Here is a 20,315-nt window from a genome sequence, read left to right on the forward strand (position 1 = left end):
CTGCGTCGAGGAACTTCCATTGCTGCCAGGCGCCGTCGTTACGGGTGTACTGGTTGATCGCGGCGCCGTCGGTGGTGGCCAGGTTGTAGACGTCCAGGGCCTTGCCGCTGTTGCGGTTGACCAGCACGTACGGAGTGCCGGCCTGCACGGTGGCGGCGGACGCGTCGGTGGTGACGGCGACCGTGCCGGTGGACGCCAGCACCACCGTGGCCGCCGCCGTGAGAATGCGCTTTCGCATGCCTGCTCCTAGTAGACGAACGGCCAGCCGGCGGTGTCGTACCCGATGAGGTTGATGCCGAGCAGCGAGGCGCCGTTGTTCGCGTAGTAGTGGTAGACCAGCGCGTCGGCGTCGCTGTCGGCCAGGACGGCCTGGTGACCGGGGCCGTGGATGTTGCCGTGCCCGGCGAGGACCTGGGTGCCGCCGCCGGAGTTCATCGCGGTGCCGTTGCGGGCGACGTACGGGCCGGTGACGCTTGTCGACCGGCCGACCATGACCCGGTACGTGCTGGAAGCGCCCTGGCAGCAGCGGTCGAACGAGACCCAGAGGTAGTAGTACGACCCGCGCTTGACGATGACCGGCGCCTCGATCGCGCCGCCGCCCCGGCCGGCGATGCTGTGGATCGTGTTGTCGGCCCGCTTGCCTGTCGACGGGTTGAGCGCGACCAGCTTGATGCCGGACCAGAACGAGCCGAAGCTGAGCCACCACCGGCCGTCGGAGTCGACGAACAGGTTCGGGTCGATGGCGTTGAAGTTGTCGGAGGAGCGGGACTCGATCACCAGGCCCTGGTTGGTCCAGGTGCCGGACTCGCCGGTGGTGCTGGTGGCCAGGAAGATCGCCGACCGGTTCGAGCCGAAGGTCGAGGCCGAGTAGTACAGCCAGTACCGGCCGTCGCGGTAGGTGAGATCCGGTGCCCACAGGTTGCGGCTGCCGCCGGTGTAGGTCGTGGTCCAGGAGGCGCCGCCGGGGAATACGGCGCCCGCGTTGCGGAACGCGGTCCGGTCGGTGGAGGTCTTCAGGGCGATGTTGTTGCCGGTGTGCGCGACCAGGTAGCCGCCGTTCGGGCGACGCACGATCGTCGGGTCGTGCATACCGATGTCGCCGGTCACCACGCCGGGGTTCGGGTAGGCCGCGGGCGGGGTGGTGGGGGTGGCCGCGGCCAGCGGGACGGCGGCTCGCGTGGCCGCGTCGGACGGGCGGGTGGCCAGAGCCACGCCGGCGGCCGCGACGACGGCGAACGCGGCCGTCAGCGCCGCCAGACGGATGCGGGATCTGCGCGCGGGGGATGCGGACGAGATCATGAGCGTCCTTCGACTCGGAGGGGGCGCCGACGGCCAGGACGGGCCGGCGGCGCTGTCCGGACGCGCCGGCCGGCGACGAGGACTCCGGAGCGAATTCCTGTCGCCGGGGATGGCCGGCGCGTCCCGGGACGGGGCAACCCCGATGTTCTCGTTAACATCGTAGTACGTCAATATGCTTGGGTGGTTGGCTTCTGGGAAGTTTGAGCAGGTCAGCGCAACGACCGCAGCAGCCCGGCGGTCGCCGGACGGCCGGAAGCTGGCTGGCGATCGCGGGGCTGTGCGGGACTCTGCCTGGGCGTACCAGATAGCGGTTTTAGGTTGTCAGTGTGAGACGCCAGAGGTTGTCGGCGCTGCCGTTGTCGGATTCCTGGACCACCTGGGCGCCCTGGGTGGTGGCGTTGTTGAGGACGGCGAGCAGTTTGCCGCTGTTGACGTTGCGGATCTTGAAGGTGCCGTTGCCCTGGTCGAGCAGCGCCCAGCGGTGGTCCGCGGTCCCGTTGTCGTCCCATTGCAGGACGCGGGCGTTGTCCGCGGTGGACATGTTGTCGACGCCCAGCACCTTGCCGCTGTTGACGTTGCGGAAGCGGAACGCGTCGCCGTCGGTGATCCGGACCCAGCGGTGGTCGGCGGTGCCGGTGTCGCCCCAGATCAGAGCCAGGCCGCCGTTGGCGGTCGACATGTCCTGGATGCCGAGGACCAGCCCGCTGGCGGCGTTGACCAGCTTGTACGTCCCGGTCGTGCCGGTGCTCGTGTTCCAGTAGACGGAGTAGTTGAAGCCGTGCGCGTTGTAGAACGGCACCAGGTTGACGGTCGCGCCGTTCGCGGTGGCGGTGGTACGGGTGACCGACGAGACGTCCAGGGTGGGCGGCGTGGTGAGCGCGGTGTTGCCGTAGTTGCCGGCCAGCACGGCGGGGCCGTAGGTGATCGCCTGAACGGCGGGGTTGTCGTTGGCGGCGCGCATGACGACCCGCATCGGCAGGCGCACGGTGACGGTGTCGCCGGCGGCCCAGGTACGGGTGATCGTGGCGTACGTCCCCGGCGCGGCGGACGGGACCGAAGTGCCGTTGACGCTGATCGTCGCCCCGCTGGTCCAGGACGGGATGCGCACCCGGATGCTCCACGAGCCGCTCATCGTGCCGGACAGCGTCAGCGTGGTGGTGTCGCCGGCCGGGAACGTGGTCGTCTGGGTGACCGTGATGCCGCGCTGCGTCCAGTTCAGCACCGACGGCACGAACAGGTTCACCGTGAGCGTGTTGCCGTTGCGGAAGTAGACCGAGTCCATCAGCCGGGTGTTGACCTCGACGCCGGTGCCCTGGCAGCACCAGAAGGTGGTGTAGTCGGTGGACCAGGTGCCGCCGCCCCAGGCCGGGCCGACGCCACGGCGCCCGCCCGCGCGCAGCGGGGTGAAGTACGTGACGTGGCCGTGGTTGTCGGCCGGGTTCTGCGCGCCGATCACGTGGTTGAGCAGGGCCTGCTCGTAGAAGTCGAAGTAGCCGGCCCGGTTCGGGTCGATCAGCCACAGTTCCCGGGTCAGCTGGAGCATGTTGACGGTGTTGCAGTGCTCGCAGGTGTCGTTGGTCAGGTAGGCGGCGATCGCGTTCGGCGGGCGGAAGTGTTCGGCCTGGCTGTTGCCGCCGATCGCGTACGTGTGCGCGCCGACCGTGATGTTCCAGGCGTTGGAGGCGATGTCGCGGTAACGGGTCGTGGCCGTCGCCTTGTACTCGCGGGCCGCGCCGATCCACTTGGGCACCTGGGTGTTGGCGTGCAGCCCGTTGAGCCGGTCCTGGTTCGCCGCGAGGGGGTCGAAGACCGCGGCGTGGTCGAAGCGCTGCGCGACGGTCAGCCAGCGGGCGTCGCCGGTCTGCTGGTAGACGTCGGTGAGCACGGCGTTCATACCGCCGAACTCGGTACCCAGCATGGCCTGCATCTGGGCGGTGGTGAGCCGGGCGGTCCGGGTGTCGACCCAGCCGGCGAGCGCCAGCAGCACGGTACGCGCCTGGGTGTTGCCGATGTAGCGCCACACGTCCAGGAGCCCGGCGAGAGTCTTGTGGACGCAGTAGTACGGCACGTTCCCGTTGCTCAGGGTCCGCGCTTCCAGGGCGGTGAAGTCGGACTCCGGGAAGCCGGAGAGGTAGCCGTTGGCCGCCTGGCACTTGGCCAGTTCCGCGACCATGTAGTTGGCCTTGTCCCGGCAGGCGGTGTCGCCGAGCACCGCCCAGGCCTGCGCCCAGGCGGTGAGGAAGTGGCCCTGCACGTGGCTGCGGAACGGGAAGCTGGGCGCGTCCCAGCCGCCGTTGGCCGCCGCGCCGCCGGTGGACCGGCCGTGGTTGGCGCGGAATACATAGAGCAGCCGGTCCACGTCGACGAACCGCAGGTAGTTGAGCGTCCGGTTCTGGTTGTCCAGGAACCGGCCGGCGGTCAGCCGCACCTGGCCGAACTCGAACGGGTACGCGGCGACGCCGAGGTCGGCGCGGACCGGCGGGATGACGGCTGCGGCGGCCGGGGCGCCGCGCAGCAGAGTGGGTCCGGCCGCGGAGGCGAGGGCGACGCCGAGCACGCTGCGGCGGGTGAGGGGGAGCGGGGACATTTCCGACCTCCGGTCTGCTTCCAGAGCAGGACTGGGGAATGTGTGCGCTAACAGGCAGGTTCCCTGCTGGAACGCCTGAGCTGGGGATGCGACTTGTGATCGCTCACACGCTGGGGTTCGCACATTGAAACACCGGCGTAACTTCGCTGTCAACGCATCGACGCTTGCGAAGGTCTGCGCGGCCGGCCGGCCATGGTCCGTATGGTGGTGCGATGGAATCCGGCCTGATGCGGAGACGTGCGGCGACTCTCGTGCTAGTGCTGACGGCGGCTCTGCTTCCCGCGACTCCGGCCGCCGCGGCGTCGATTCCGGCGGATCTGGCGCACATCGGCAACGCGCGGCAACTCATCGTGGTGACCGCGCCGGGCTGGTCGTCGACGCGGGCGACTCTGCGGGCCTACCAGCGCGGCGGTGACGGCCGGTGGCGGCAGGTCTTCAAGGCGATGGCCGCGCGCACCGGGTACGGCGGGTGGGCGTGGGCCAACCGCCGGGTGCAGGACACCGGACAGACTCCGGTCGGCACATTCACCATCACGCGGGCATTCGGTGTCCGCCCGGATCCGGGGACCCGGTTGCCGTACCGCGAGGTGGACGGCAACGACTACTGGGTCGGCGATCGGCGCGATCCGCGGACGTACAACCTCTTTCAGCCGTCGGCGTCGCCCAACCGCACCTGGCGGATCTCGCAGGCGGAGCGTCTCGCGGCATATCCGACGCAGTACGCGTACGCCGCGGTGATCAATTTCAACCGGCCGTCCGGTGTGCGGTGGGACGCGAAGCGCGGTGAGTACGTCGCCGGCAAGCCGGCGCACGTCGGTCGTGGCTCGGCGATCTTTCTGCACGCCAGCGGCAAAGGCGCGACCGCGGGGTGCGTGTCGGTCAGCCGGTCCAACATGGTCCGGCTGCTCAAGTGGCTGAACCCGGCGAAGCGTCCCCGCATCGTGATGGGGCCGTCGAAGGTCATTACCCGGGCCTGACGCGGCCGGGCATTTCAGATCACGAATGCGACACTCCGAATTGGTCAGTTGCTGCCTATTTGGCGGAAGGCACCGCTACCCGACGGCGCCTTGACATCCCCCGGGAATCCACAATGCTGGAAGGCGGTGAGCTGCGCGTTTGATCAGAATCCGGCGATCTCGAATGGAGTCCGAAGGAGAAAGATTATGGCCAACGAAAAGCAGACCGACGGCGGCACGGTGCTACGTGGAGCCGACGGACAGCTCTATTTCATCCGCGACGAGATGCTGGACGCCCTGAAGATCGAGGGCGAGGGCCTGGACCGGATCGGGCGTGTCCTGCGCGACGCCGGCAAGAAGCCGGCCGGCGAGGAGGCCGAGGCCAAGGGCAAGGGCAAGCAGGGCGTCGAGCAACTGCACTACGTCCGTGGCGATCTGCTGGTCGACCAGCCGACGGACAAGGTGAAGCCACCGATCGACGAGGTCAAGAGCACCATCATGTGCCCCTGGTTCTGCTGACCGCGCGGTCCGAGGCCATCGTGACCTGGTGGTTGCGTGACGACGCGTCAGTGACCGTCGCCTACGACGACATGACACCGTTCGGCAGCCCGATGACGCAGCGACCGTCTCGGAGCGCCCGCGAGATCTTCGCCCCGATCCTGGAGCACGCCCGGAGCCACGGCTTCGACGAGGTGCTGCGTACCGGGCCCGCCTTGCTCGCCGACGTGGTGGCGAGCAAGGCGTTCGCCGGCGTCGCCGAGCCCGATGTGGACGGTGCGTGGCGCGTGCTGCCGCAGGTCCGCTACCCGGACGTCGCCGACTGCCCGCCGCGGTGGCTGAGCGTGGCAGGTCCGGCGGGCGGCCGGGTGACCACCGAGGTGCCGGCCTCGGCCTGGCCGCGGGTGCACGAGGTGATCGCGCGGCTCACCCACGACGGTTACACCGAGCAGAGCGGCGGCTCGCCGGACATCGCCGGGCTGGTCGAGCGCCTGCGCGAGGCCGGCCTGCTGCGCTCCTCGAACGACGTACCGGCTCTCACCGGGGACCTGACCTTCGCGGGCCACAACACGGTCGTGGTGCGCTCGGCGCGCTCGTCGGTCGTCGTCGACCCGTTCCTCTTCCCGAGCAGCGCGTCCTACCCGGACACCTACCAGCCCCTCGGCGCCGGCCGGCTGGGAACCGTGGACGCCCTGCTCATCACCCACTCGCACCCGGACCACTTCGATCCGGCCACGCTGATCCGGTTTCCTCCCGACATCCGGGTGATCGTTCCGGTCGCCGAGCGGGAGACCGTGCTCGGTGCGGACATGCGGCACCGGCTGGGCGAACTGGGTTTCACCAACGTGGTCGTCCTGGGCTGGGGCGAGGCCGAGACGGTCGGTGACATCGTGGTGCACGCCCTGCCGTTCTACGGCGAGCAGCCGAGCGACGGCCGGGTACTGCATCCGGACGTGCGCAACGTGGGCAACACCTACGTGGTCGAGACGCCGGCGTTCAGTGCCGCCTTCCTCGCCGACAGCGGGCGCGACCACGCGGGCGACGTCCGGGACGTGCCCGAGCGGTGGCGGCGCGAGCATCCGCCGGTGGATGTCGTCTTCGCCGGCTATCGCGGCTGGTCGACGTACCCGGTGCAGCACGTGTTCTCCTCGGTGGCGGCGTTCATGCTCTTCGTGCCGCCGACGCTGTGGGGCTGCCGGCATCAGCTGATGACCGACGCGGCGGACGCGGTGGACGTGGCGGAACGCTTCGGGGCGCGCTATCTGGTCCCGTATGCGGACGGCGGCGCGCCGTGGCACTGGGAGATCGGGCTCGGGCCGAAACTGGACGGCTCCGGGACCGAGGATCCGGACTTCGACCCGTACCCGGAACGCGTCATCGACGTCGCGCGGCGGCGTATCCGGGCGCCGGGCGGCGAGATGGTGGCATCACCGGTACGCGTGCTGTTGCTGCGCCCGGGCGACTCGGTCACCGATGTGTCCGGCGAGGCGGGCGTCGTACGGGTGCCCGGCCACTCATGGGCGTATCCGGACACCGTCCGGCTGGGTTGACTCCGCCATCGCCGCGACGCAGGAGCCCAGCAGTGGCAGCTCCAGTGGCAACCCCCAGCGGTTCCAGTGAAAGACGGCGGCCGCGGTCAGCCACCTGCGCGGCCCCCGGCTGAGCCGGCCCGCGCTGACGGCGGCCCGCAGCGCCGCCGACACCCGCGCGTTGGCCACCCGGGCCGGATCCAGCACGGCGGACGCCGCTGGACCGGGCGCCGCCAGGAAGGCACGGACCTCACCGACCACCGCCGGGTCGGGCCGGAACGGGACGCCGGCGGCGCCGCCGACGGCCTCCTCGAGTCCTTTCCAGACGTCCCACACCTCGGCGCCGTCGTCCAGGCTGCGCGTGAACAGGTCCTGGCAGATCGCCAGGGAGAGCAGCCGGCGCGACACCGGCGGATCCTGGTCGCTGCTCGCCGCGCCGGCCTCGAACCGCAGCGCGAGCGCGGCATCGGCGTCGAACAGGTCGTGCGCGATGCCCATCCCGGTCTTTCCGCCGAAGCGGCGGCGCTCGGGCTCGTACCCGGTGAAGCGGAAGCCGCGGATGTCGTTGCGTCGCTCGGCCGCGCTCAGCCAGGTCGTCAGCGCCGGTTCCAGCCGCTCACCCAGGTCCGGGCCGCCGAAGCGAAGCCGCAGTCCGGGCGGCTTGCGGACGAAGTAGAACCGCGCGAAGTACCCGTCGGCGCGCCACCGTTCTACCGTGGTCGCGAGCGCCGACCAGGGCACGAACGGCTGCTCAGCGGTCGCGGGGAAGAGCGCGGCGTTGACCTGGATCCAGATCGTGTCCTCCCCGGGGTGTGCTGTTCCCATGGTCGCCGTCATGCCAGGTGATCGCCAGTTCGGCCAGATAGTGGCGGCCCTGCGGGTCGCGGACCGGCCAGTCGCGACGATCGCCGGGCAACGCGGTGAGGACCACGCCGCCGTGCCGGGCGCGGAACACGCAGGACACCGCGAGCGGGCTGTCGGTGCGAAGCAGGATCGGGTGGTCCCCGGAGCCGGCGCGGCGCAGCCACACCAGGCCGGGCAGGGCCAGGCGCTCGGCCTCGCGGCGCCACTCCAGGTACTGGGCCGCGCCTTCGGCGGCCGCCAGCCGCTGAACCGTCGGCGCGTCGACGGCCCACTGCTCCGGGGACAGGACGGTGCCGCCGGGGAGCAGCACGGCCGGGAGGTGGTCGCGGCCGTCGATCGGGAACCCGCCGGAGACGAACTCCCAGCCGTGTCCCATGGCGAGGGCGAACAAGACCCGGCTGCACACGTCCCGCCGGCCGATCAGGGCCGCCGATCCGTAGACCGGCATCAGCGGACCGGTCGCGCTGCTCAGCCAGGCACGGTCGCCGGTGAGACGTACGCCGAACTCGAGGCAGTCCGGGGAGTGGGCGCAGAGGTCGAGATCGGCGATCCGGGGGCGGACCGCGGCGTTGCGATTGGCCGGGTCGGCGCCGATCACCTCGACCGTACGGGTACCGTGCCGCGCCCAGCCGCGGAACAGCTCGCGCAGGTTGGTGATCACACCGCCCCGCCCGTCCTCCAGCAGGGCGGCGACGCGGGCCGCGAACAACGCCGGCTGAGGGCGGCCGAACTGGAAGACCAGCCGCGAGCCACCCACCGTGAACAACAGTGTCCCCGCCGGCCCCGGTCGCGGCGCCGGATCGATCGCGGACGCCGGGAGCAGGTACGGCGTTCTCGAAGGACTCCGGATCCACCGGCGCCGCCGGGTCGCGCGGCTCTCCACCCACTCCTCGATTCCGGAACGGTCGTCGCCCAGCTGCCGCCCGTACGCGTAGAAGAGCTCGGTCAGCGGAAGGCCGTCGCCGGCCGGCATGGCGCGGGTCAACCGGCCGGCAGCGGCCGACCGGAACTCTTCGGCGAGTCCCTCCGCGGCGACGAATCCGAGCACCTCGCGCGCCGCGTCGCGAACCGCGCGCCGCAGCGACGGGGTCCAGGCCGCCGAAACGGGGAGCGCCATGTCGAGATGCACGAACGGCGGATCCGGCGGACCACCCAGGCGGCCGATCTCGCCACCGATCCGGGCGACGAGTGCGGCGACCGCCTCGGGCGAGTGGTCGTCAAAGTCGTCGGCCAGGTCCGCGCAGCACCGGCTCACCTCGTTCGCCACGGCGGTCCAGAGTGACCGGTCGGGCTCGACCAGGCGATCGGCGAACTCGCGGATCGCCGCCTCGGGATCGGCGGGTGCGGGCGGGAAGCGCAGCGCGCTGCGCAGCACGTCGCGGTCCAGGAGTTGCCGCACGGCCTCGGCGAGCACCGGGCGCAGCCGGTCCGGCTCGGGTGACGCCGACACCAGGGTGTCGATCAGTGGCGTGGCGAGGCGCGGCTCGCCGTCGCGGAAGACCTCGATCAGCACCTGGAACAGCGGATTGGCGGGAAGATCCGTCCACTCCGGGCGGTCGGTGCGGTGCTCACGTTCGTACCGGAACGCGTCGCCGGCCGCGTGCAGCGTCGGGTTGATCTGTAGTGGGTAGTCCTGCCGGTAGCGCGGCAGCCAGGCGAGGTGTGCCGCCGCGGCGGCGAACGGGGCGAGGTCGACGTGCGCGCGGTAACGGCGGGTCGCCGGGGTCATCCGCCACTCGGCTGCCGCACCGGCGGCCGGGGCGAGCGCGGCGACACCGGCCCAGGCGCCCTGCGGCGTGGCCCGACCGGCAGAGCGCATCAGGTAGCGGAACACGGTGGCCTCCAGCCGCAGGTCTCGCGCCCGGACCGGAGGCTCGGCCCGGCGGGCCCAGGAGCGCGCCACGACCGGGTTGGCCAGTGCGAGGGCCCGGCCGAAGCGGGCCTCGGCGGTCAGCGCGGCCAGCGCTTCGCGTTGCCGGGCCAGCTCCGCGCGGTGGGCGGTGGCCAGGTCGGCGTACCGGGCCGCGGCCTCTGCCCGCTCGGCCCGCTCCTGTGCGATCAGGGCGGTCAGGCCGGGAACCAGTGCGAGGTCCGCCGCGACGCCGGCGGGCGTCTCCGGCAGCGGATCGTCGCCCTGGTGTACGAGCCGCCGGACGCCCAGCAACCAGCGCCGCGCGGCGTTTCCGGTGACCACGGGGACAGCCCGGTGCAGCCGCGCCAGCGTCGTCTCGCGACGGCCGGCGATCCGGCGCTCGACCGCCAGCAGGCGACCGGCGGCCTCGGCCACCTCGGGAGCGGCGAATCGGTCGGTGATCTCGATCGGCCACCCGGCGGCGCGCAGAACAGCCCATTCCAGAATCTCGATTCCGGCCGCCACCTCGCCAGTCTGTCGTATCTCCGCAGGCCGGCGCGGACATGTCCGAATCCGTATTTCGTGCGGTATTCCGTGGACCGATCAAGGCATGGCCATGACAGTCTCGGGCTGAGGCCTGGCACAGGGGAGGTCGTGGTGAAGGTCAGTCTGCTGTTCCCACCGGCAACCGACGTCCGCAGCCCGCACCTCGCCATTCCCTCGCTCGCCGCCTTTCTGCGCGCCAATGACGTCGAGGTCCGGGTCCGGGATCTCAATCTCGAGGGATTACTCGGTCTTCTGGAGGGCGAGGCCCTCCGGGCGGCGCCGCGACGATCCGGCGTGGCCGGTGAACACGACGAGTTCGTCGTGGACTACGTCCCGCGGGCTCTCGCCGACCTGCGTGATCCGGTCGCCTTCTACGACCCGCACCGCCACCATCTGGCCCGGACCTGCCTGCTGGCCGCGTGCGAGCGGATCTCGGCGGGGCACGAGCGGGTGGACTACAGCTTCAGCAATGCGATCTATCGCATCGACGGCATCGACAGTTCGCGGCTGGCCGACCTGGCTGCCGCCACGGCGGATCCCGGGCTGAACCTGTTCGAGCCGCTCTATCGCGACTCCGTCCTGCCGGAACTGGCCCGCGATCGTCCCGACGTCGTCGGCGTGTCCATTCTCAACGGCCAGCAGATCCTGCCCGGCCTCCGGCTGGCCCGCGTGATCAAAGAGGCCGGACACTTCGTCGTCATCGGCGGCACCGTCTACTCCAAATTCGTCCCCGAGCTGCTGCGCCGGCCGGAATTCTTCGAGCTGTTCTGCGACGGGCTGGTCCCGTACGAGGGGGAGACCGCCTTCGTGAGTCTCCTGCACGAGCTCGACGGCCGGCGCGACCTCACCCGGGTGCCGAACCTGATGGTCCTCGACCGGCACGGTACGCCGAGCATCGGACCGACCCGCGCGGAGGACGTCGCCCGGCTGCCCACCCCGGACTTCGGTGATCTCCCGTTGCGCGACTACCTGGCCCCGGCACCGGTACTGCCGCTCCTGCTCGGCAAGGGCTGCTACTTCAACCGCTGCAAGTTCTGCGACATCCCGTTCATCAACTCCATCGCCGAGCAGCCGTACCGGGTCCGGCCACCGGAGCGGGTCGCCGGCGACGTGGCGACCCTGCGCGACCGGCACGGGGCGCGGTGCTTCGAGCTCACCGACGAGACGCTGTCGCCGCGATCCCTCGTGCACCTCGGCGAGGCGCTGGCGGCACGCGGCGTGGACGCTCGCTTCGTCGGCTACGCACGGTTCGAGCGGGGTTTCACGCCGGACGTGTGCGAGCGGCTCTACGCCATGGGCCTGCGGAAGCTGTTCTTCGGGCTGGAGTCGGCGAACCAGGCCACGCTCGACCACATGCGCAAGGGCATCCGGGTGGAGACCGCGTACCGGGTGCTGCGCGCCTGCCGCGACGCCGGCATCGGCTATCACGTCTTCTCGATCATCGGCTTCCCGGAGGAGCCCGAGTCGTCGGCCCGCGACACCCTGCGCTTCTTCGAGGAGCAGGGTGAGATCTTCGGCGACCCGAGGAACAGTTTCGACATCCACGGCTTCGGCCTCGACCTGCGGACGCCGTACGCCGACGAGCCCGGGCGCTACGGCATCGAGATCGATCAGGCCGACCTGGCCGGCCGGGACTTCCCGATCAGCGTCCTGAACTGGCGCAACACTCGGGGGATGAGCGGCGAGCGGGTGGAGGAGCTGCTCGGCGAGTTCGCCAGGGCGCTGCGCGAGCGGTTCCGGGACAGCCTCTGGCCCGCCTTCGAGGAGTACGCGGTGCTCTACGCCGAGCACTACGAGGGCTCGGCGTTCGAGTACCGGCTGTCGCTGCCCGAGCCGGGAGACCCGTTGCGGTTCAGCCTGGCCTGGGCCGCCGATGTCCGGGTGGCCGGGGCGTCGGCCAAGACGGTTCGCACGCTGACGGCCAGTACGACCGTCGGCGCCGCGGCGGTGGCGGTGCTCGCCGTACCTGCGGTGCCGATGACCGTGGACGAGCTGCTGGAGACGCTGGCCGAACGGTTCGCCGTGGCGCCGGGCGAGCGGGCGGCGCTGATCGCGGAGCTGCGGGTGGCGATCGACCGGCTGCTGGGCGTACGCGCGCTGTGCCTCGTGCCGGCCGCCGGCAGCGGCGTCAGGATTCCCGCCATCCACGGGCAGTCGACATCCTGACCTGGCGGGGCAGGCCGCCGTCGATGCGGTGTCCGTACAGCTGCTCCAGCTTGTCGATGAGCACACCGTCCGTGATGACCTCGACGAGGTCGTCACTCGTCACGCCCTCGGCGGCCGCCCAGGCCTGGGTGTCGGCCAGGGTGAGCAGGCCGCAGCGGCGCCGGAAGTCGTCCACGGCCAGCTGCACCTCGTCGTCGCCGGCGCGCAGCCCCAGGCGTTCCGCCTCCTGCCGGGCCAGCAGCCGCAGCAGCACCTTCTTCCGCAGCACGGCGACCGTCTCACCGGTACGCAGCACGTCCTCCTCGGCCGGCGGCCGGCTCGTTCCGGCGCTGGACGTCAGCTCGATCTCGTGCTCCAGGCGCTCCAGGAACACCGTGCGCTCGACGTGATAGTCCACCTCCAGCGGGCCCGGCCGGCGGTCCCGCACCTCGGCCATGTGGGTCAGCAGGGCGCGCGCGTCGCGTTCCTTGAGCCCGCTGCCGTACCCGTCGAGGAAGTCGCGCAGCGCGGCCGGATCCTGGCCCTCCTCGGCCGCGAACCCGGGCAGCAGCCGTAGGGAACGGGTCGGGTAGTGCAGCTCGGCGGACCTGGACACCAGCGTCCGGGCCAGCTCCGCCGAGATCACCCCGGCCTCTCGCGCCGCCCGGCAGGCGTCCCGGATGTCGACCAGCGCGTCGGACATGCGGCGGAAGCCCGACTCCGCCGGACCGTGCACGACGGCGACCTCGTCGTCGGCGTCCACGATCCCGTCGCGATACCACCGGAACACCTCACCGACGCCCACCATCCCGAACGGCGCCAGCTCGGCCGCCCGCAGCGCGCCCATGCTGGCCGCCCCGAACACATGCACGCCGCGCCGCAGGGCGACCAGGATCTCCTTGTGCCACACCGACCGGACGCTGTCGAAATAGCCGTCGACGATCCCGATCGCATCCGGCCGCGACTCCAGCAGGCGCAGGATGTCGCCGCGCTGGATCGGCGGCAGATACCGAGCGGGGAGCAGGCGCGCCGCCTCGGCAGCCGCGAGCGTCGGGCCGAGAAAGACGAACATCCGCATGGTCAGCGCCCGGCCAGCGCTCGGACCCGCGCACCGGCCCGGTAGACCGGCGACTCGGTGGGTCCCTCCAGGCCCGGCACGACAACCCGGACGACGTGTACGCCGCAGCCGGGCTCGGACAGGTCCACGGCGACGGCCACGGTGAGACCGGCGTCGCGCAGCCGGGACAGCACCACCGCCACATCCCCTTCGGCCGTCGGGGTGGCGAGCGATTCCGCCTCCTCGAACCGCGCCCCCGGCGGCGCTGCGTCGGCCAGGCGCCGATACCGCTCCAGCGCCCGTGCCGCCTGCTCCGGACCGTAGTAGCCGGCCTTGAGGTCGTCGCGGGAACCGGCGATGGCGGTGAGCCGGCTCTGCGCCGCCTCGGTCAGCGAGCGGACCAGGGCGACGACCGGATCCGGATGACAGCCCGCCCCGAAGGCCGCGCCCACCGGGTTGAGCAGCGGATCCGTGGTGGCGTCGAAGATGACGGTGCGATAGGCGGCCACCCCGACGTCACTCGTCACGTCCCAGACCACGGCGTGCACGCCGGCCTCGGCGAACTTGCGGACCAGGCCGGTGACGGCCGCGGCGCCGACCGCGTCCAGCGCCAACCGGCGCCGGTCACGTACGTCCTCCGGCTGGTGCTCCCAGAGCGCCAGCGCGTCCCGCTCGATCACCTCGCAGAGGCCGTGCAGCACCGCCTCCGCCAGGGTGTTGCCGGACGCGAGCCCGTTGGTGCCGCGATCGAAACAGCCGCTGCCCGGCATGGGCGGGACGGTGGTGTCCGCGTGCACCAGCTCGTACGGCACCCAGAGCGGATCGCCGGAACCCAGCTCGACACCCTCGATCCAGGGAATGGGCCAGTGCGGGCGGAACAACGACCCGCGGATCCCGGGCAACGCCGCGGGATCGGCGACCGGAAGCGAACGGGACAGCTCCGCGTGGCTCTGCAACCGGATCGGGCGCGCGACGTGCTCCGCCTGGTAGAGCTCGATCGCCTCCATCACCGCGGAGGCCTTGGCCGCGAGCCGGTCCAGGCCCTTGCCCTGGGACGCGGCAAGCGATCGCGAATTCGGCCGGATGGCCATGAACACCGGGATGCCGATCCGGTCCAGGCCGGTGATGTCGGCGACCCGGGTGATCCCGCAGCCGGCCAGCAGCGGCTGGACGACGGCCAGGGTCTCGGCGGGCGACCGGGTCCGATGGGTGCCGGCGTAGTACCGCTTCTCGACCGGCCGGCCCAGGACGGCAGCCGCGCTCACCGCGCCGACCAGGACGAACCATCGGGTACGCGCAACGCGGACGGCAGACCCTGGCCGGCCAGCTCCTCGAAGTTGCGCCAGTAGAACATGTCCTGCTCGTCGCCGGTCCGGCCGTCGAGCTGGGCCATGAAGGACTCCAGCGGCTCCACACCGCCCTCGTCGTGCGGGAAGTCGGTGGAGAAGAGATACAGCTCCGGGCCGGTCTGGTCGATGAGCCAGCCGACGTCCTCGTACGGGAACGGCGTGAACCGCACCTGGCGCAGCACGTACTCGCTCGGCGCCAGAGGTAGTGTCCGGGACCGCTGGCCGACGAACTCGTACCAGGCCAGATCGAGCCGCCGCAGGAAGCCGGGCACCCAGGTGGCGCCCTGCTCGATGACGCCGCACCGCAGCCCGGGATGCCGTTCGAAGACCCCGTCGAAGACGAGCGCGGCGACCGCCAGCTCCACCGGAGCCGGGATGCCCATGTAGGTCAGCGCCGGAATCAGCGGCACGTGCCCCTGCGCCCGCGGCTGCCTGGGCCGCCCGTTCTCCGCGAACACCGGAGCCACCAGCCGCCCACCGCCGCCGACGTGGAACAGCAGCGGGCGCCCGGACTCCGCCAGCATCGCGAAGATCGGATCGAAGTCCGCATGGGTGAGGCTCAGCGGGCCGACCGGATAACTCGGCACCTCGATCGCCGCGCAGCCGAACTCGAGCGCCTCCCGCGCCGCGTTCACGGCCAGCTCGGCGACGTCGAGGGACACCCAGCCGACCGGAAGCAGCCGGGGGTCGTCCGCGCAGAACGCGGTCACTCCCCGGTTGTGGGCGCGGACCGCCGCGTACAGCACCTCCGGATCGGTGATCCCGGGAGAGGACGGCAGATTCAGCAGCGGGATGTGGCCGTACGTGGAGAAGACGTACTGCGACCGGAACCCGAGCAGATCCAGTGCCCGGCTGCGGTCGGCCGGCTCGAAAGCGCCGAGCGCGGCCCAGTTCTTCCGGTTCAGCAACTCCGATTCGGCGCGCTCGCGCTCGGTGGGATCCGCGGCCGCCGAGCGGGCCTCCTCGATGACTTTGGCGGAGATCTCGCCCATCCCGTGCATGTCCAGTGGCGGAATCCGATCGCGGAAACCGGGGTCGGCGTGGCGGGCCAGCCACCCCTCGTCCTCCATCAGGTGGGCGTCGACATCATGAATGGGTCGACCGGCTGCGTAGGTCACATCAGCGGCCGGGCTGTGGCGTCCGTCGGCCTCATCGCTCATCTAGGCAACGTTTCGCGCCCGCCCGCCGATCCGTCAAACGGCTGTCAGATGGCGCGAACCCCGGCCCCGTCCCGTTGTGGCGGCCGTTCACCATGAGTCCGTGAGCGCATTGATAGAGCAACTACCCGTCCTGCTCGGTGTCCTAGTAGGAACCGGCGGGACCATCCTCGCCACCGGGATCGCGGACCGCTCGCGGTGGCAGCGGCAGCAAGCGGTGCGGTGGGACGAGCGCAGGCTCCAGGCGTACATCGAATTCGCGAACGCGGTGAAGGAGGTGCACACGTACGCGCTCCGGGTCGCCGACCTGAACGCGCTTCGCCAAGGTGTGGACCGGGAGCACGCGCTGGCCAGGATCGAAGAGGCGGACATCCGCCGGACGAAGACCTGGGAGAGTGTCCTCCTGCTCGGCGACGCCGCGTCGGTGACCGCCGGCCGCGAGTGGCGTGCCGCGGTGACCGACATCGCCCGTTACGCCCGTGGCCTCACACCGGCCGAGTTCGACCTGGCCGCTGCGATCGACCACGCCAACGAGACACGCGACCGCTTCTACCAGGCGGCCCGGGCGAGCCTCGGCATCCGTGGGGTGGCCGTGCCCCAGTCGGACTGGCTGGCCGGGCGCTTCGAGCTCCCGTCAGCACCCGGTTAAGTCCTATCCGGACCGAATGAAACTACGTTTCCCGGCGGTCGCGCTGGGGCCGTGCGGAAGGCCGGGCTCGCGCCGGGAGAGCGGGGACGGGTCGGCTTCGGCGGGTCGCCGGTCACGCGTACCCCGAAGAAGCCGGACCGGCAGGCAGACCTCGACCCGGGTCTAATCCCAGCAGAGGCAGAAGGGCTTGCCGGCCGGGTCGGCGTAGACCCGCCAGTTCTCCCCGCTCGCGGACAGTGAGGTGGCGCCGAGCTTGAGCACCGCCGCCTCGGCCGCGTCGACGTCGCCGACCGTGACGTCGAGATGGAACTGCTGGGGGTGTGCGGGGTCGGGCCAGCGCGGCGGGCGGTACTCGCTGATCTGCTGGAACAGCACCGGCTGCGCGCCGTCCTCGCCGATCATCGCCATGCCGTCGGCCTCGTAGGTGACGGGCTTGCCGAGGAGTTCGGCGTAGAACGTGCTCAGCTCCTTGGCGTCCGGGCAGTCGAGCATCACGCCCATCAGCGTGGTCTCCTGCTTCGCCGGGAACAGGCACAGGTCGAACGGGTGCCCGGCCGGGTCGGCCAGCGTGTACCAGTTCTCGTTCTTGCGGAGTAGCTGGGCGCCCAGCTCGATCGCCAGCGCCTCGCCGGCGTCGAGGTCCGGGACGCGCAGGTCGAGGTGGGCCTGCTGCGGGTACGCCGGATCGGGCCAGCGCGGCGGAACGTGGCCGGGGCTGAGCTGGACGGCGACGCGCCACCCGTCCCCGGTCTCCATGGCGATCCAGTCGTCCTCGGCGTACAGCTCGGTCCATCCGCCGAGGGCGGTGTAGAACGCGGCGAGCCGCCGGGCGTCGGGGGCGTCGAGCACCACCGCGCGCAATGTGCCGATCATCGGGCCTGCCTCCTGAGTCGTGTCAGGCTATCTTCCGCCGGAAGGCGGCCATGGCGGACCTGACGCAGATCAGTGGCGGAAGTGGTCGACGAGGGTGGTGAGTTCCGCGGCGAGCCGGGACAGGTCGTCGGCGGCCTCCTGGGTGGTGCGCGCGCCGGCGGCGGTGGTCGTGGCGACCTGGGCCACCTCGGAGACCGACTGGGCGACATCGGTGCTGCTGGCGGCGGCTTCCGACACGGTGCGGCTCATCTCCGCGGTGGTCGCCGTCTGCTCCTCCACGGCTGAGGCGATCGTGGTGGTGTAGTCACCGATCTGGTTGATCACGCCGGTGATCTGACCGATCGCCGTCGACGCCGATTCGCTGGACGCCTGGATGGTGGCGATCCGATTGGTGATCTCCTCGGTGGCCCGGGCGGTCTGTTGGGCGAGCTCCTTGACCTCGCCGGCCACGACGGCGAAGCCCTTGCCCAGCTCACCGGCGCGGGCGGCCTCGATGGTCGCGTTGAGCGCCAGCAGGTTCGTCTGTTCCGCGATGCTGGTGATCAACTGAACCACGGCGCCGATCTCGGCGCTGGCCGCACCGAGCTCGGCGACCTGGGCGGTGGTGGCCTGCGCCACGGTGACGGCCCGGTTGGCGACCTGGGCGGCCTGCGCCGCGTTGTTGGCGATCTCGGCGATGGAGGCACTCATCTCTTCCGCGCCGGCGGCGATGGTGTGCACACTGGCGTTGGTGGTTTCGCTGGCGAGGCTGGCCGTGGTGGCCTTGTCCGAGGTGTCGTTCGCGCCGGCCTGCAATTCGTTGCTGGTCGCCGACAGCTCTTGGGCGGATCCGGCCAGCGTGACGGCGACCTCGGCCATCCGGTTCACGCTGTCGCGTACGGCGTCGGTGCCCGTGTTGAGCTCCGCGGCCATCCGGCCCAGTTCATCGCGGCTGGGCACGTCGGCGGTCACCGTCAGGTCACCGCCGGCCAGCGCCTGGGTGACCTGCCGTACCGCGGTGATGGTGCCCATGATGCCGCGTATCACGACGAAGGCCACCGCACCGGCCAGGAGGACACCGATCAGCAGAGCGACGATCACGATGGTCCGGGCGGTGCGATACGCCTCGGCGGTCTGCGTACGCTGCTCCGCGGCGACGTCGAGCTCGATGGCGACCAGGCCCTTGAGCGCGTCGACGGCGGCTTGCCGCAGCGATTGGGCCTGATCGTCGCGGGCAGCCGCGAAACCGGCGATGTCGTTACGCTCCGCCATCGGCACCATGGTCTCGTCGCGGAGTTTCTTCAGCGCGGCCCAGTTCTCCTCGAACTTCGCGACTTCCTGTTCCCGGCCGGTCATGTCGGTGGCGGTGTACCGGGCGAACGCCGCTTCGAGGTTCTCGTCCGCCGCCGCCATGGCGTCCCGGGCGGCTGCCTTGCCGGCCGCGTTCCGCGAGACCGCCATGTCCAGCGTGGCCGCCCAGCTCAGGTTCACCATGCCCCGGACCTCACTGAGGTCGGCGACCGGCACCAGATTCTGGCTGTAGAGGTACTCGTTGGCGTCGGCCGCGTCGGACAGCCGGGTTAACCCGACCAGCCCGACCACCACGGCCGTGATCAACGCCACGAGTACCGCGAGATACGTCTTGACCCGTACCGACAGGTCCGTGAACCACCGCACGACCGTGACCCCCCGCCCGGCTCGCCGGCGCGGCAGGGAACGCCGCGGCAGCCAATATCCTCATATCATCACGACATGGCTCCGCGGTGGGCGTAACCGGGCAATCACGACGTGCCTGATCTCTGCCCGAGGACGCACGCCACCGGTGGGTCCAGCTCGAGCATCTCGGTCCGGAGGTGCTCGAACCCGGCTTCGATGAGCAGCCCGGCCAGTTCACCGGCGGCCGCCGACGAGGTTGCCGCGGTGGCACCCGGACAGCGCGGCTGGGACACCAGCGCGATGCGCCCGCCCGGCCGCAACAGCCGGGCGAGTTCGCGGAGCCGGGCGGCCGGGTCGGGCCACATGCCGACCGTGTTGACCGCCAGCGCGGCGTCGAACGGCCCGTCGCTGACGAAGCCGCTGGACAGGCTCTCGACCGGTGTATGAATCAGGCGTACCCGTCCGGCCCGTACGGCGGCCCGGTTACGGTGGCGGGCCTGGCGGATCATGACCTGCGAGTGGTCGACGCCGACCACCGATCCCCGGGTCGCCCGGGTGGCGAGGGCGGCGACGGCCACGCCCGGGCCGCAGCCGAGCTCGATGACCCGGTCGGCCGGCTGGACGTCGAGAAGCCGTACCGCCCAGCGGTTGCGTGCCACGTTCGACGAGCGCCGGCCCATGATCCAGCCGGCGACGTGCCCGCCGGCCCCGGTCGGGTGGTGGAACTGCGCCAGCCCTCCGTGCGCGGCCCACCAGCGGAGGAAGCGCCCCAGCATGCCCTGTTCGATGCCCATCAGCGGAGCGAACCACCTCGAGTACGCTCGAAGTCAATGTCTGCCACCGCGTTGCTGTCGATCGGCGAGCTGTCCGACCGGACCGGCGTGCCGGCCACCGCGCTGCGGTACTACGACGAACTCGGGTTGGTACGCCCGGCGGCCCGGCCGGCCGGACGACGGCGTTATGCCGCGTCGGCGGTGCAGGAGGTCGGTGTGATCCTCTTCTTCCGCGAGATCGGGTTCTCGCTCGCCGAGATCGCACGCCTGCTCGCCGGCGAGCGCCAGGGCTGGCAGGAGATGATCGATCACAAGCTGGCCGGGCTGGCCGAGCAGCAGCACCGCATCGAGGTGGCCCGCACGGCACTCGAGCACGGCCGGAAGTGCCCGGCCGCCGAGCCGATGACCTGCCCCCGGTTCCGGTCCATCATCGAGGGGCGCATGCGCGGGCTCTCACTCGAGGAGAGCCACGCGCGAGTGCACTGACTTCGTTAATCGCTGGGTTATGGGTGCCTGCCGGATTCGCCGTTGATGCCGTCCCGCGCG

At 71.2% G+C, this 20,315-nt stretch carries 17 protein-coding genes; 6 read left to right on the forward strand and 11 right to left on the reverse strand.

From position 1 onward, the window contains the following. From I4J89_RS31655 to I4J89_RS31665, 3 genes are all read right to left on the reverse strand, one after another. A partial coding sequence (locus tag I4J89_RS31655) for an RICIN domain-containing protein (RefSeq protein ID WP_196417796.1) occupies positions 1–238 on the reverse strand: 238 nt, incomplete at its 3' end. Positions 239–246: 8 nt separating this feature from the next. Continuing rightward, positions 247–1,299: an arabinan endo-1,5-alpha-L-arabinosidase gene (locus tag I4J89_RS31660; RefSeq protein WP_196417797.1), complete on the reverse strand. Its 1,053-nt coding sequence runs from the start codon at positions 1,297–1,299 to the stop codon at positions 247–249. 313 nt (positions 1,300–1,612) lie between these two features. After that, a complete protein-coding gene (locus I4J89_RS31665) occupies positions 1,613–3,886 on the reverse strand; it encodes a beta-L-arabinofuranosidase domain-containing protein (RefSeq protein WP_196417798.1) in 2,274 nt (757 codons plus the stop codon). A gap of 212 nt (positions 3,887–4,098) precedes the next feature. Between I4J89_RS31665 and I4J89_RS31670 the strand changes: the two genes are divergently transcribed. The 3 genes from I4J89_RS31670 to I4J89_RS31680 all read left to right on the forward strand — a co-directional run bounded on the left by I4J89_RS31670 (position 4,099) and on the right by I4J89_RS31680 (position 6,890). Beyond that, positions 4,099–4,863, forward strand: coding sequence for a L,D-transpeptidase family protein (locus I4J89_RS31670; protein WP_196417799.1), 765 nt, complete (start codon positions 4,099–4,101; stop codon positions 4,861–4,863). A 186-nt stretch (positions 4,864–5,049) separates the two neighbouring features. Continuing rightward, entirely contained in the window at positions 5,050–5,361 is a 312-nt protein-coding gene (locus I4J89_RS31675) for a hypothetical protein (RefSeq protein ID WP_196417800.1), read from the forward strand. Continuing rightward, positions 5,343–6,890 carry an MBL fold metallo-hydrolase gene (locus tag I4J89_RS31680; protein ID WP_196417801.1) on the forward strand — a complete coding sequence of 516 codons (1,548 nt, stop codon included), beginning with the start codon at positions 5,343–5,345 and terminating at the stop codon, positions 6,888–6,890. The genes I4J89_RS31675 and I4J89_RS31680 overlap by 19 nt, the downstream gene beginning before the upstream one ends. Here I4J89_RS31680 and I4J89_RS31685 read toward each other — a convergent pair. Next, a complete protein-coding gene (locus I4J89_RS31685) occupies positions 6,855–7,694 on the reverse strand; it encodes a thiopeptide-type bacteriocin biosynthesis protein (protein ID WP_196417802.1) in 840 nt (279 codons plus the stop codon). The genes I4J89_RS31680 and I4J89_RS31685 overlap by 36 nt on opposite strands. Then, a complete protein-coding gene (locus I4J89_RS31690; protein ID WP_196417803.1) occupies positions 7,621–10,110 on the reverse strand; it encodes a lantibiotic dehydratase in 2,490 nt (829 codons plus the stop codon). Before I4J89_RS31690 ends, I4J89_RS31685 begins: the two co-directional genes overlap by 74 nt. 132 nt (positions 10,111–10,242) lie before the next feature. On the opposite strand from I4J89_RS31690, the gene I4J89_RS51660 reads away from it, so the two are divergent. After that, on the forward strand, positions 10,243–12,297 hold the full coding sequence (locus tag I4J89_RS51660) for a B12-binding domain-containing radical SAM protein (protein ID WP_196417804.1): 2,055 nt from the start codon (positions 10,243–10,245) through the stop codon (positions 12,295–12,297). Here I4J89_RS51660 and I4J89_RS31700 read toward each other — a convergent pair. Genes I4J89_RS31700 through I4J89_RS31710 form a run of 3 tightly spaced genes read right to left on the reverse strand, consistent with a single transcriptional unit; the run spans position 12,260 to position 15,842 of the window. Continuing rightward, positions 12,260–13,354 carry a TfuA-like protein gene (locus I4J89_RS31700; RefSeq protein WP_196417805.1) on the reverse strand — a complete coding sequence of 365 codons (1,095 nt, stop codon included), beginning with the start codon at positions 13,352–13,354 and terminating at the stop codon, positions 12,260–12,262. The genes I4J89_RS51660 and I4J89_RS31700 overlap by 38 nt on opposite strands. Before the next feature lie 2 nt (positions 13,355–13,356). After that, positions 13,357–14,598: a YcaO-like family protein gene (locus I4J89_RS31705; protein ID WP_309238554.1), complete on the reverse strand. Its 1,242-nt coding sequence runs from the start codon at positions 14,596–14,598 to the stop codon at positions 13,357–13,359. Continuing rightward, positions 14,595–15,842 carry an amidohydrolase family protein gene (locus I4J89_RS31710; protein ID WP_196417806.1) on the reverse strand — a complete coding sequence of 416 codons (1,248 nt, stop codon included), beginning with the start codon at positions 15,840–15,842 and terminating at the stop codon, positions 14,595–14,597. The genes I4J89_RS31705 and I4J89_RS31710 overlap by 4 nt, the downstream gene beginning before the upstream one ends. Positions 15,843–15,942: 100 nt before the next feature. Here I4J89_RS31710 and I4J89_RS31715 point away from each other — a divergent pair, with 100 nt between their 5' ends. Further along, positions 15,943–16,488 carry a hypothetical protein gene (locus I4J89_RS31715; RefSeq protein WP_196417807.1) on the forward strand — a complete coding sequence of 182 codons (546 nt, stop codon included), beginning with the start codon at positions 15,943–15,945 and terminating at the stop codon, positions 16,486–16,488. 162 nt (positions 16,489–16,650) lie between these two features. Here I4J89_RS31715 and I4J89_RS31720 read toward each other — a convergent pair whose 3' ends face one another. The 3 genes from I4J89_RS31720 to I4J89_RS31730 all read right to left on the reverse strand — a co-directional run bounded on the left by I4J89_RS31720 (position 16,651) and on the right by I4J89_RS31730 (position 19,790). Then, positions 16,651–17,361 carry a VOC family protein gene (locus I4J89_RS31720; protein ID WP_196417808.1) on the reverse strand — a complete coding sequence of 237 codons (711 nt, stop codon included), beginning with the start codon at positions 17,359–17,361 and terminating at the stop codon, positions 16,651–16,653. Between the two features lie 69 nt (positions 17,362–17,430). After that, on the reverse strand, positions 17,431–19,017 hold the full coding sequence (locus tag I4J89_RS31725) for a methyl-accepting chemotaxis protein (RefSeq protein ID WP_309238555.1): 1,587 nt from the start codon (positions 19,015–19,017) through the stop codon (positions 17,431–17,433). A gap of 104 nt (positions 19,018–19,121) precedes the next feature. Then, a complete protein-coding gene (locus I4J89_RS31730; RefSeq protein ID WP_196417809.1) occupies positions 19,122–19,790 on the reverse strand; it encodes a class I SAM-dependent methyltransferase in 669 nt (222 codons plus the stop codon). A gap of 36 nt (positions 19,791–19,826) precedes the next feature. On the opposite strand from I4J89_RS31730, the gene I4J89_RS31735 reads away from it, so the two are divergent. Then, positions 19,827–20,255: a MerR family transcriptional regulator gene (locus I4J89_RS31735; RefSeq protein ID WP_196417810.1), complete on the forward strand. Its 429-nt coding sequence runs from the start codon at positions 19,827–19,829 to the stop codon at positions 20,253–20,255. Positions 20,256–20,315: the final 60 nt, after the last annotated feature.

Origin of the sequence: Actinoplanes aureus, from assembly GCF_015704865.1 — a bacterium.
Lineage (GTDB): Bacteria > Actinomycetota > Actinomycetes > Mycobacteriales > Micromonosporaceae > Actinoplanes > Actinoplanes aureus.

Bases quoted from the DNA above. Each gene is read 5' to 3' on its own strand.
- I4J89_RS31660 (WP_196417797.1), bottom strand. From the start codon at position 1,299: ATGATCTCGTCCGCATCCCCCGCGCGCAGATCCCGCATCCGTCTGGCG.
- I4J89_RS31665 (WP_196417798.1), bottom strand. From the start codon at position 3,886: ATGTCCCCGCTCCCCCTCACCCGCCGCAGCGTGCTCGGCGTCGCCCTC.
- I4J89_RS31670 (WP_196417799.1), top strand. From the start codon at position 4,099: ATGGAATCCGGCCTGATGCGGAGACGTGCGGCGACTCTCGTGCTAGTG.
- I4J89_RS31675 (WP_196417800.1), top strand. From the start codon at position 5,050: ATGGCCAACGAAAAGCAGACCGACGGCGGCACGGTGCTACGTGGAGCC.
- I4J89_RS31685 (WP_196417802.1), bottom strand. From the start codon at position 7,694: ATGGGAACAGCACACCCCGGGGAGGACACGATCTGGATCCAGGTCAAC.
- I4J89_RS31700 (WP_196417805.1), bottom strand. From the start codon at position 13,354: ATGCGGATGTTCGTCTTTCTCGGCCCGACGCTCGCGGCTGCCGAGGCG.
- I4J89_RS31710 (WP_196417806.1), bottom strand. From the start codon at position 15,842: ATGAGCGATGAGGCCGACGGACGCCACAGCCCGGCCGCTGATGTGACC.
- I4J89_RS31720 (WP_196417808.1), bottom strand. From the start codon at position 17,361: ATGATCGGCACATTGCGCGCGGTGGTGCTCGACGCCCCCGACGCCCGG.
- I4J89_RS31730 (WP_196417809.1), bottom strand. From the start codon at position 19,790: ATGGGCATCGAACAGGGCATGCTGGGGCGCTTCCTCCGCTGGTGGGCC.
- I4J89_RS31735 (WP_196417810.1), top strand. From the start codon at position 19,827: ATGTCTGCCACCGCGTTGCTGTCGATCGGCGAGCTGTCCGACCGGACC.